At 48.0% G+C, this 11,823-nt stretch carries 7 protein-coding genes; 1 reads left to right on the top strand and 6 read right to left on the bottom strand.

The window, feature by feature from the left end; genetic code table 11:
- Positions 1 to 387: 387 nt before the first annotated feature.
- The 6 genes from ON006_RS09105 to ON006_RS09080 form a co-directional block, all read right to left on the bottom strand.
- Complete coding sequence (locus ON006_RS09105) at positions 388 to 2,043, bottom strand: glycoside hydrolase family 28 protein (protein ID WP_244818788.1); 1,656 nt, start codon at positions 2,041 to 2,043, stop codon at positions 388 to 390.
- A gap of 20 nt (positions 2,044 to 2,063) precedes the next feature.
- Positions 2,064 to 3,716 (bottom strand): RagB/SusD family nutrient uptake outer membrane protein, encoded by a 1,653-nt coding sequence (locus tag ON006_RS09100; protein ID WP_244818789.1) that lies wholly within the window; start codon positions 3,714 to 3,716, stop codon positions 2,064 to 2,066.
- Positions 3,717 to 3,737: 21 nt separating this feature from the next.
- Positions 3,738 to 7,058, bottom strand: coding sequence for a SusC/RagA family TonB-linked outer membrane protein (locus tag ON006_RS09095; protein ID WP_244818790.1), 3,321 nt, complete (start codon positions 7,056 to 7,058; stop codon positions 3,738 to 3,740).
- A gap of 137 nt (positions 7,059 to 7,195) precedes the next feature.
- Positions 7,196 to 8,251, bottom strand: a complete 1,056-nt coding sequence (locus ON006_RS09090; RefSeq protein ID WP_244818791.1) for a FecR family protein — start codon at positions 8,249 to 8,251, stop codon at positions 7,196 to 7,198.
- Positions 8,252 to 8,460: 209 nt separating this feature from the next.
- Positions 8,461 to 9,459 carry a pectinesterase family protein gene (locus ON006_RS09085; RefSeq protein ID WP_244818792.1) on the bottom strand — a complete coding sequence of 333 codons (999 nt, stop codon included), beginning with the start codon at positions 9,457 to 9,459 and terminating at the stop codon, positions 8,461 to 8,463.
- Positions 9,460 to 9,494: 35 nt separating this feature from the next.
- Positions 9,495 to 10,043, bottom strand: coding sequence for a sigma-70 family RNA polymerase sigma factor (locus tag ON006_RS09080; RefSeq protein WP_244818793.1), 549 nt, complete (start codon positions 10,041 to 10,043; stop codon positions 9,495 to 9,497).
- A 521-nt stretch (positions 10,044 to 10,564) separates the two neighbouring features.
- Between ON006_RS09080 and ON006_RS09075 the strand changes: the two genes are divergently transcribed.
- A complete protein-coding gene (locus ON006_RS09075; RefSeq protein ID WP_244818794.1) occupies positions 10,565 to 11,818 on the top strand; it encodes an SGNH/GDSL hydrolase family protein in 1,254 nt (417 codons plus the stop codon).
- Positions 11,819 to 11,823: the final 5 nt, after the last annotated feature.

The following is an 11,823-nucleotide window of genomic DNA, read 5'->3' as shown; positions in this document are numbered from 1 at the left end:
AGGTTACCAAGTTGCTTTAATTTAAATTTTATTTCCTCCGACCACGTTAGGCCATGCAAAGTCTCATGCAGTTTTCAAATTGATTTTGAAGCGTATAGATTCGCCCCGGCCCGAGCGACCCAGCCTACGCGAAAACCAGGCGCCAGGGTTTTGGACACTCAGCTGCACCACAAAACATTTCCCTCCCTGTAAAACGAATTGCAACATTTGGGGCATTGTACCAAAATACAGGTCACCGTATATATCGTGGAATTTGATGCCTGGCCAAAAGCTCGACTATTTCCTTAAACAACTGAGCCCACAAACCGCTGTTCATAAAAAATATCCGCCAGCATAACGGTGGTCAAATCGTTACGCTGGCGGATAAAACAAATGGCAATCCCAGTACTACTTTCCCGAATGAATGATCAGGCTTTTTTCCTGCGCTCCTTTCAAAAACTCCTTCGCTTTTTGCGCCTTCGACAGATCCGTGTTCTGCAAACTAATGTCCTGACTGCGCTCACCGTTCACCGAAATAAGCGTCTCGCTGTGATCATTGTACTGGAGGCCATCAAAGCTGATCTTACTGCTGTTTTCAATAAAAACGACTGGTTTGGTTTTCTGTGTGATCAGCTTCACATTCTTAAACCGGATCTGGTCCGAATCCGTCAGTTCGATACCGGTATCAGCCGAAAGCACCATATTTTCCATTCTGATATTACTGACAGGCATCTCGGGAAGTCCGCGTACAAAAACACCTTTGGTAGCACCGTTGCAGACAATATTTTCAAATTGCATGTCGCGAAAAACCGGTGTGCCTTCATTGACTACAGGCCGCATATCACGTTCACCATCAGTAGCAAATTTGACAAAATAATACAGATCAAAAAAGATGGCTTCCTGCGCAATGTCCTTCATATAAATGTCCTTTGCATAGATCTTCTCTACGACGCCTCCCCTGCCACGTACCGACTTGAAACGCAGTCCCTTATCGGTACCCATGAACGTGCAGTTCTGAACAAAAATATTGCGCGCACCACCACTCATTTCACTGCCTACCACAAACCCGCCGTGACCATTGTAAACGATGTTATTCCTGATAACGCCATTTTCAGTAGGAATACCGCGCTTTCTGCCTTCCTCGTCCTTACCGGATTTGATGCAGATCGCGTCATCACCCACATCCAAGGTACAGCCCTCGATCAGAAAGTTTTTACAGGATTCAATGTCCATTCCGTCGCCGTTATGGGCATACTCCGGGTTTTTGACCCTTACATTCCTAATCGTCAGGTCCTGGCACATCAGTGGATGAATGCACCACGCAGCGGAGTTCTGAAATGTCACACCTTCCAAAAGCACTTTTTTACAATTGTTAAAAACGATCAGGTTCGGACGTAGAAAATCCTTAATATCTTCAAAATCCTTTGGCGATTTGCCGGGGGTAAGGAGCATACTTTTGTTTTCAACACTCGCCTTTTTGAACTGCTCGCTGGGATACCAGGTTTTACCATCGTCTTTCAGCACACCGCCAGATTCAATCTTTTCCTTCCATCGGCTTTCCGTAAGCTGGCTTCTGTGGACAGCCCTCCACACATCACCATTACCATCAACAATCCCTTTGCCGGTGATCGCCACATTTTCGAGGTTAATACCCGAAATCGGAGACTGATTGCGCGCTGCACTTTTGCCTTCATAAAAGCCCTCTGTGATGGCGTATTGGGATTTATCAGTTGTAAAAAGCAATGTAGCCGCCTCGCTCAGGTGTAGGTTCACGTTGCTTTTCATGGCGATTGGCCCGGTGATCCACAAGCCAGGCGACACGAGTACCACCCCTCCACCCTTCCTGCTGCATGCGTCAATAGCCCGGTTGATCGCCTGGGTGTTCAATGTATGGCCATCAGGTACAGCTCCAAAAGTGGTGATGCGGACTGTATCCTTGTTAAACACAGGCTGCTGAATTTTTGGAAGGTTTGTCCAGCTGTATTCCGCTGGGTTCTGCGCTTCTGCATTGAAAAACCCAAAAGTGGCGAGGGCAATTTTTACAAATCGTGTCTTGAAAGTCATAATTTTAAATCTGAGATAATCTATTGATAACCTGCATTTTGCTTAAATTCTGATTTGTTTACGACCGCATCCAGTTGCGTCTGCGGAATGGGCCGTACCATGTGATGCTCCTGAATGTTGACGGCATTATCGGGATTGTATTTTTTAATACGTTCCACCAGTTTCCCAGTCCGTTTCAGGTCAAACCAGCGCAATTGCTCACCAGCCAATTCGCGGGCACGTTCGTCGAGAATGAAGTCCAGTGACACATCCGCAGGTTTGATCAGCATCACCGCCAACTTCCCGGTCTTAGCAGCCCTGCTTCTGAGCACATTAATATACTCGGCGGCTTTGGGCAGGTTACTCAGCTGCATCGCCGCCTCCGCAGCTACAAGATACACTTCTGCCAGTCTGATCACAAACACATCCCTGGCGCTCTGTGCCTCGTTCAGGCTCGCACGCGTCGGGTCCATAAACTTGGAGAGTGTCGGATACCGCAGATTGTCCTTAACGGTTCCGTCCGCGAGATATATCTTGCTGCGGTCGTTGGTCTGGTACTTTTTCGTTTTTTCAACGGCATCCGCAATCTCCCTCCTGGTACAGTACACAGCGGTATCGCCCAGGCTCATTCCCGCAGGCAATGACGACGGAATCGTGTTGGCATACCAGGCTTCGATAAAACTGCCTTCGTACCGGGCGTCATCCTCAGAGTAAAGGTCCAGCAGGAACCTGGAAGGCATGTAGCGATTAAATGGCCGTCCATTCGGCAGGTCCCTCACCATACCTGGCCGGTCATCGTATTTCATCAGGAACAACAAGTGCGCATTGTTACTTCCGCGACCGTGACCATAAGGGTTAAATGTGGTATTGGCCAGGTCATTCAAAGCCAGGTTAGCTGAATAATCAACTGCATAGATAACCTCTTTTGATTTCTGATTGGACATTTTCCAAAGATTGGCAAAATTGTCTTCCAGTTTATAACCGTAACCGCCATTTAAGACGGCTTCTGCCATTTCAAGGGCTTCCTTGTTCATGCCACGGGTCAGATACATCCGGGCCAGAAACGCCTGTGCTGCGCCTTTGGTTACGCGGCCGTACTGCGGCTGAGTGGCCGGGAGATTGTTTACAGCGATTTTCAGGTCTTCAAAAATCTGGTTATAGAAGGTTTCAACCGGCGTTTTGTTGGCAGTCGTCACGATCCCGTTGGTTTCTGTTGTGGTAAAATGTACGCCACCCCAGGTCTCCACAATGTGCCAGTAATAGAATGCTCTTAAGAACCGCAGCTCTCCTTCACGCACAGGCCGCAATGTTGCGGAAAGGCCCGCCTGCTCAATCCTGTTGATACCACCGTTACACAAATTAATAGCCGCATAAAACTCCCTCCATTCGCTGGTCAGGGCCGCATTACTGCCTTGAAGGTTCAGGTACTGGGTCAGGTCACGGTACACCTCCCCGGCCCCGCTTGTCCAGATGTCGGTACCGGTTTCGGAGATGTTGTACCCTTCTTCCTTACCATACCACCACCTCTGGTACGAGTAAGCGGCATTCACCAGGGTCTCAAAACCCTCGGGCGTCGTATATACCGTTTCCGATGTCAGTCCCGACGGATTATATTCTTCCAGCACATTTTCACAAGAGAATTGCGTCAGCAGGAACACACTCAGTAACCCCGCTTTGATAAGTATTGATTTCATAGTTTTCTTCGTGTTTTTGGGTTACAGGTTCACATTGAGTCCGAAAACGAAAAGTTTGGTCATTGGAAAATTCTCTGACCCACCTCTTTCCGGATCATAGTTCAGCTTGGTGAATGTCGCCAGGTTTTTGGCCGTTGCATATATCCGTACACCACGCACAACCTTCCAGTTGAGCTTACTCATGGGCAAATTGTAGGCAAGCGTGACATTACGTAACCGAGCATACGAACCATCCTGATAACCCAGTGTTGACAAGTATTTGAGTCCCGCATTTTTATTCGGACGCGGGTATGCGTTGGTCGGGTTTTCAGGTGTCCAATAGTCAAGGCCAGCTGTACTGTTTCCCACTCCCTGCTGGTCAAACCTTGCATAACGATCGGAATTGATCATTGAACCTATTCTTGCGTAAAGCAGCACATTCAGATCAAACCCTCTGAATTTGATGGTATTATCAAGGCCTCCGCTCCATTTCGGACGTGGGCTGCCGAGGATGATCCGGTCATTAACCGCATCGATCTTGCCATCACCATTCTGGTCCTTTACCTTAATTTCCCCGGGTAGCTGGGTGGGCGAAAGCGCGCGGGCAGCATCTGCCTCCGACGTCTGCCAGATCCCAAGCTTCTCGTAGTCGTAATAAACACTGATCGGGTTGCCGATAAACCAGCCGTTTCCAATGTCGTTTCCCTCCGTCACCAGCTCGGTGATCTGCTCTTTGTTTTTAGTAAATGTAAGTGTCGATGTCCACGTCAGGTTTTGTGTACGCAAGTTGGTACTGGTCAATGCGACCTCGATACCCCGGTTCCGGGTTTTGCCAATATTCTGCTTTACAGTGGTGACGCCAGTAGTCGGCGGAAGGCCGCGGTTCAGCAACAAGTCCGACGTCCGTGTGTCGTAGTAGTCGACCGAGGTATTGATCCGGCCATTGAAAAGACCAAAATCAAGGCCCAGATTCTGCGTTGCAGAAAGCTCCCAGCCCAGTTCTGCGTTACCTACATTGCGGGAAAAAGTATAAGCCGGATATGCTACTTCATCAAAACCGAAGGCAATGCGCGTCAACGTAGTTTGTGTCGCATATGGACCGGAAGGATCATTTCCTGCTATACCATAGCTCACCCTCAGTTTGAGATCACTCAATGCTTTTACATTTTTCATAAAGCTCTCATCAATGATCCTCCACGCAAATGCGGCAGACGGGAAAAACGTCCATTTGTTGCCTGCCGCAAGTTTGGATGAACCATCCTTACGGGCCGTGAGGGTCAACAGGTATCTTTCTTTAAACCCATAGTTGACCCGCGCAGCAAAAGATACGAGGTTATTTTTGGAGTAGGACGAATTGATCTTGATCTCTTCCGTAGCGCTGCCCAGCGAATAAAATAGTTGTGCGGGAATCAGTTGGTTAACACCCGAAGCGGATGCATTGTCGGAGGATGTTGCCAGGGAACTACCGATACCAGTCAATGTAAAGTTGTGTTGCCCGACATTTTTCTGGTAGGTAATGACATTCTCCCAGTTTATGGTCCTACCGTTCGAGGTATTGTAAGTCGCCAGGGATTTGCCGGTCAGTGACCGTTCAATGGACTTGGGCGAAGAGTATGCTCCATTTCTCGAAGCTGACAAATTCACGCCCAGCGTGCTGCGAAGGGTCAGGCCTTTCAAGGGTGTGATCTCCACATAGCCATTCGTAAGTATCCTGGTAGTCAGAATATTATTTTTAAAAACATTGGGTTGTTCATCCGACAATGGGTTGGCGGTCTGTCCATCCAGCATCAGGAAATTGAACTTTCCCTGATCGTCATAAAGCGAGCCGAGCGGGCTGATTTTATTGGCCTGGTTCAATGGGTCACGGCGCACGCTCTGGTTGTAGTAGGTCAGCTGGCTCTGTAGTCCTATTTTCATCCAGTCGGTGAGGGTATAATCCACATTCAGTCTGGCTGTGTAGCGCTTCAATTCGTCAAGTTTCAGCACGCCCTTTTCGTTGAAATAGTCGACAGAAACGTATGATTTCAACTTCTCCGAACCAGCACGAAATCCGACCTGGTAATTCTGTTGAAACCCTGAATGCAGCAGTGCATCCTGGTAGTCAGTCCAGTTTCCTTTTTGCAATGCCTCATATTCGGCAACATTGGTAAAAATAGCCGGATCATCCGCCGGACTATTCCACACACCGGCCGCACGCCAGGCTTCTCTTTTAAAATCCCTGAACCCATTGATATCCATAGCTTTGGGATACATGGTCACCTGGGACACCCCTGCGTAGGAATTGAAAGAAATATCTGGGCTGCCCGATTTGCCTTTTTTGGTCGTAATCAGGATGACCCCGTTGGCGCCTCTCGATCCATAAATGGCAATCGAAGAAGCATCTTTGAGTACCTCCATCGATTCGATGTCATTGGAATTAATATCGGCCAGGTCTCCATATTGAACGCCGTCCACAATGATCAGCGGCGAGTTGTTGCCTCCGATCGAGCGGTTACCGCGGATGGTAATGTTCACGCCGGCACCCGCCTGGCCGCTGCTGCGGGTAATGTCCGCACCGGCGATTTTGCCTTGTACCGCATCCAGTACATTGGCCGACGGGACTTCTTTGAGCTGCTCGCTTTTCAGCTGCACCACCGAGCCGGTCAAATCACGCTTGCGGACCGCGCCGTAGCCGATCACGATCACTTCGTCCAGCGCACCCACATCAGGTTTTAGAGATACATTGATCGTCGTCTGCGTGCCGATTACGATATCCTGGCTCTGGTAGCCTACAAATGAGAATGTCAAAATCTGACTGTTGTCATCCGGTACCACCAGGCTGAACTTCCCCTGTCCGTCTGTCGATGTACCCCGGTTAGTACCTTTCAAAATGACACTGACTCCCGGCAGAACGGCATTTTTTTCATCCGTCAATGTACCCGTGACCGTGCGGTCAGCCGGTGCTTTGGCTGAGTTTTCAGTTTTTGATTCGTCTTTGTCCAGCTTTTCAAGGACAATTTGTCCACCTATCAGCCGGTAGGTCAGGTTTAGCGGCAGAAGCAGATCTTCCAACACGGCATCCAGGCGTTTTTTCGTCACATCTACCGACACGATGCGGGCCACATTGATCCGTTCTGAGCTGTAAACGATTCGCGCTTTTGTCTGCTTTTCAATGCTATTGAGTATCGTCTCAAATTTTTGATTCTGAAATTTTAAGGTAACCGGTCTGGACATTACATCCTGCTGGTGATTCCTGCCGGCCAATGATACTGTCGCACAGCAAGCTAACATCACGGACATGACCAGCCTCAAAAAGGCAGCCTGCCCCCTGTTGTGGCGTATGTAAGTGACTGTGCCGGAAAGTAAAGGTTCTGTTTTTTTCATACCTTTAAATGTTTTATTGAATGGACATTTGATAAAATTGAGATTGCGGGATGGCCTGATTCGCTGTCTGCCTCCCAGTAATTGATGGCGCTGGCCCATGTTCGCTGCATGGCCAGCGTTTTACGTTGCGGCGATGTTTACATATTCGATTGGCTTGGTTTAAGGGTGATGAATGAACTGGATTTTGCTTGTTTGCAGCCCTGCCCGGAAATCCAGATCCTTGTTCCGTCGACTTTGTAAGTAGCATGAAGCGCTGCGCAAATAATGTCAAGCTGTATAAAAAGCGGCTGTCCGCTCAGGTCGGCCGTCAGCGGACAATTCATGATCTGAGGGTTCTTTGTCTCAATGTCGATACCCCAGGCCTTGGTGATTTGCTCAGCCACAATGGCAAGCGGGGCATTTTTGAACTGAAAAGCGATATCCGCATTCACCAGGCGTGGCTGTTCGGCAAGTCCGACAGAAAATGCTTCGGTCTCGCGGTCAAACGTGGCATTATGATTTGGCTTTAAAAGTATTGGATTCGCCTGCTTTCCTTTTAAGCCGTCCGCGCCATACACCGATACCAGCCCGGTTACTACCTCCACTTTGGTTTTCAAGCCATTAGCTTCATTCTGAACATAAAAACTGGTACCTAATACTTTGGTAACCATTTCCCCGGACCGAACAAAGAATGGTTTTTGCGCGTTTCTCTGAATTTTGAAAAAACCTTTGCCTTTCAGCGCTACCACACGCTGGCCAGGTTCAAAATGTTCGGGAAAGCTCAACACGCTATTCGGTGCCAGCTCCACGGTACTGCTATCTTCGAGCGTAATCAGCATCGTGCCCGTGCCGTCATTCCTCTTTTCAACCCAGGCGCTTTCAGCGCCATTGGTCCCGGCACGGAACATTTCACCGAACCGATCCCCCAGAAAAAACCAGGTTACCAGCAGCAGAGAAGCGGCAACACCGCTCCATTTCAGGAAAATATTTCTTAACGGAACCACCGGTTTGCCTTCCCGAAAATCGGGTAATGCTTCCACCTGCATCTGAGACCATATCCTGTCCTCCATTCCTTTCAAGTCATGCTCGGCGGCCTTGGGAGCTACATTGGTTTCGACCAAAGCAAACCAGTATTCGACCAGTTCCTTTTCCTGGTCACTACATCTCCCTTCCTGATATTTTTCAAGTAATGCTGCGAATTTTTCCCGGCTCATGCCTGCGATTGCTAATTTGTCTGTTCATCTGGTAGTCAGGAAGACGGGGCAAAACCGCAAAACTTTTTATTTATTATTTAATAAATCCTATAAATAGCCAGGTTTATATAAAATATTCTTTCTTTTATTATATTGACTAAAAGGAAAGGGTCGCTGGCGATGCACGCCAGCGACCCTCATATCCCAATCTGTTTTGTAATCCAGATCGACTAACGCCCAGAAGGTGACCAGTCTCCGAAAATATTTTGAAGTGTGTACTTCTTCACATCCTGCTCGCTCAACTGCATAGCCCAGTTAACCCGGTTTGCCATATTCCCACCTTCGCCGGAACTGTTATATTCCGCGTAAAATGTAGTTTTCTCCTTTTCCGGAAACATATTGTCGCCTTTCCACGGGTCCCAGCCTTCCTTTACAATGTGTTTGTCCATGGTCGTGTTAATGAAGACGGTTTTGGCATATGGCCGCCACGGCCTGCCCAGAAAAACTTTCGTAACCTCCGCCGCCGCAATCAGCTTGCAGTCAAGAAACACGTAGCCAAACTGCTGGTGTTTGGTAGTAGAAGCAGCGGTAATGTAGGAATCTGCCAGGCTTTTAATCGTGCATTGCTCGAATAAAGCCGTGGCTTCACCGAAAATAAAGTCCGTCGTACCAGCGATGAAACAGCTTTTAAAATAGTTTCGTCCACTTTTTGCAGTATACAATGTGTCCTGATTTCCAAGAAGTTTGCAATCAATGACTTCCAGCCGGTCCGACTCGGTGGCCAGCGCCACGGCCTGCCCTACTCTTCCCGCTGTATTTTCAATCGTCAGGTTGCGCAGCAGGCAATCATTGGCTTGCACCAGCACGGTGTAGGACGTGTAGGTACTGTATTTCAAGTTCCCGGTAAAATCTCCGCCCGGAAAATCCTTGCCCGAAAAGTCCGCTCCGGTAATAATGGTGTTTGCCTTATCATCGCCGATCAGCGCAATGTTCTTCTTCCAGGACGGGATCACGAGCTTTTCCCGGTACGTACCTGCTTTGATCCGTATCATGGCCCTCATTTCCGAGTGGTCCCGTACTGCATTAACAGCCGCCTGGATCGTTTTGAAATCGCCAGTTCCGTCCTGTGAAACAACGAAATTCTGTTCACCCACCTGTACCTGTGCTACGGCCGTTACGCACGAAAAGAGTGCCAGCAGGCACATGATTTTCATCAAAACTCGCTTCATTGGATTTGTTTTAGTCCGATTACTGTCTATGCATCTCACAGATAATCTTTGAAATAGAGCCGCAATGCTTTCACGACCAGGGTAAGATGATGCTCCACCGTCCTTTGCGGCATATTGATTTGGCAAGAAATTTCTTTGGTCGACTTGTATTCCAGCTTGTGGAGCCGGAAAATTTGCTGGGCTTTTTCGGGGAATTGCCTGAGACGACGCTCAATATTGCCCATCAGCTCCTCTACATTCAGCTGCTCGTCCGCACTGCAAACAGCATATGGAAACTCCACATGAGCATAGCTAACGTACTTTTCATGGACCATTGCCGACTTAATGTGATTGATACACGCATACTTCATCGCCGTGATCAGATAGGCTTCCATGTTGTCGACCCTCAGTAGCCTCCTGCGTTCCCAAAGCCTCAGAAAAACGTCCTGCACGATTCCCTCAACCACGTCCTGATCTCCAACCTTGCTAAGGCCCATCAAAACCATTTTTTTACAGTACCGCTGATAAATTTCCCTGAATGCGATGCTGTCATCCTCAACGAGCGCAAGGATCAGCTTTTCATCGGACACAGATTGATAGTTCATGCAGGGTATTGTGTAAAAAGATGCGACCGCAGGTTAAACCGTCAGATAAAAAAAATATAATTTTCCCAAGACAGGCCGAATGGTGGTTTATCGGGCCGAACTTAATTTGAAGCCATTTCTAATCGTGAACAATGGTATCGAACATTTTTTTTACGCAGACGTTGCCGGGAACGTTGCCACTCTGGGTTTCCTATCAGAAAAAACATACTTTCTCGGCACAAAATTAAATCCCGTCGCATTTGCAGCTGGGTTCAATTTTGAAATATTACAAGAATAGTTTGTGCAAAAACAAATTGCTTTTTACTAATTGCCGTAGTACCGGACCGGATAATGACATTGGAAACAGCATTCGGCTATGAAATGCAGATCGCGTGAGTCCCTTTTACTTCGATGATTTTGGTGTTCGACCAGGTGTGCGTGTTGTTCTGCATTAGTGGGACAATACTTTTGAAAATTTTCCATTTTTTTAGCACTTGGTTCGTTTGTAACCCCTAATTTGCTTCCGATAAACCTTTTGCTCTATGACCAATAATCAGATAAGATTGGTCACCATGTTTTCAGGTTATTTGTTGCTTGCAATAACTGTTTACCGGTGGCAGATCTTCACACACTACATTTTTACCATTTACCTTTTCAAATCGCTCATACCGGCGGCTTTTGTTCTTCTTTTTCTGGGCATCGGACGTTCTTTAAAACTCCCGTACTTGCTTTGCCTGGCCTTTCCCGTGGTGCTTGAAGCAGTTTCCTATTTGTACATCCGGCATGTCATCAGCGCTAACCAGCATGTTGCGCACCATGAAGTCGGTGTCCTGAACCGATGGATCGACTATCGTGATGTGGTGCAGTTTAACCGCCAGTTCAGCAGTTATTCCCCCGAGCTGGGTTACACGTTACGGCCAAACAGCAGCGGACAGCACGCAAGCCTTGAATTTGATACTGAATTCAGGATCAACAGCTTTGGCGTTCGTGACGACGAAGCATCGCTGGATAATCCGTCAATCGTTTTCCTCGGTGATTCATTTACTATGGGCTGGGGAGTGGGCCAGGAAGAGAACTATGCCAGTATGGTTGAGCAAAAACTGGGAGTGCGCACGCTGAATGCGGGCATTTCGTCTTATGGTACCTTTCGGGAAATGCTGCTTTTCTCCAAAATCAAGCGCGATTCCTGCAAACTCGTAGTCCTGCAATATTGTGATAATGACCGTGAAGAAAACGAGGCGCGCAACGAACCCAATTTGCAGGGCCAGCTGCTCACGCCCGAGACATTTCACAATACCACGATTTTCAACCGCATCAATGAAAGCTATTTCCCGATGCGCTACACCTACTTTTTTGTCAGGGAAAAAGACCTTTTAAAGCGGATTTGGACATGCCCGGTAATGGTGACCAGAGAAATTACGACGGCAATTTCGTCCTGGGTCCATGGTAGACAGCTGTCTGTAAACACTCCGCCGGATATCAAAACACCGGCGAAAACCAAAATTCACACTGAATATTTCTTCAAGTCGCTGGGACGGATACGACAGTTTTATAAAGGAAACATCGTGGTGATGCACCTGGACGGACGCTACACGCGCCCTGAAATGATCAACGCTTTTGAAGCTGAGGGAAAGCGGTTGGGAGACGACCGACTTTTCTTCCTGCCCACTCACAATATCCTTAAAACCAGCGACTATTACCCGGTTGACGGTCATATCAAAGCTTCCGGTCATGCCGACATTTCAGAAGCATTGATCAAACTGATCCGTGAAAAACAACTACTGAACCATCATTGATCAAA

Source organism: Dyadobacter pollutisoli (genome assembly GCF_026625565.1).
GTDB classification, from domain to species: domain Bacteria; phylum Bacteroidota; class Bacteroidia; order Cytophagales; family Spirosomataceae; genus Dyadobacter; species Dyadobacter pollutisoli.
The sequence above is the reverse complement of the archived record's forward strand: the minus strand, read 5'-3'. Positions and strand labels throughout refer to the sequence as shown.

Excerpts from the sequence above, each read along its gene's own strand:
- ON006_RS09080 (WP_244818793.1), bottom strand. The coding sequence starts at position 10,043 with ATGAACTATCAATCTGTGTCCGATGAAAAGCTGATCCTTGCGCTCGTT.
- ON006_RS09100 (WP_244818789.1), bottom strand. The coding sequence starts at position 3,716 with ATGAAATCAATACTTATCAAAGCGGGGTTACTGAGTGTGTTCCTGCTG.
- ON006_RS09105 (WP_244818788.1), bottom strand. The coding sequence starts at position 2,043 with ATGACTTTCAAGACACGATTTGTAAAAATTGCCCTCGCCACTTTTGGG.
- ON006_RS09075 (WP_244818794.1), top strand. The coding sequence starts at position 10,565 with ATGACCAATAATCAGATAAGATTGGTCACCATGTTTTCAGGTTATTTG.
- ON006_RS09095 (WP_244818790.1), bottom strand. The coding sequence starts at position 7,058 with ATGAAAAAAACAGAACCTTTACTTTCCGGCACAGTCACTTACATACGC.
- ON006_RS09090 (WP_244818791.1), bottom strand. The coding sequence starts at position 8,251 with ATGAGCCGGGAAAAATTCGCAGCATTACTTGAAAAATATCAGGAAGGG.
- ON006_RS09085 (WP_244818792.1), bottom strand. The coding sequence starts at position 9,459 with ATGAAGCGAGTTTTGATGAAAATCATGTGCCTGCTGGCACTCTTTTCG.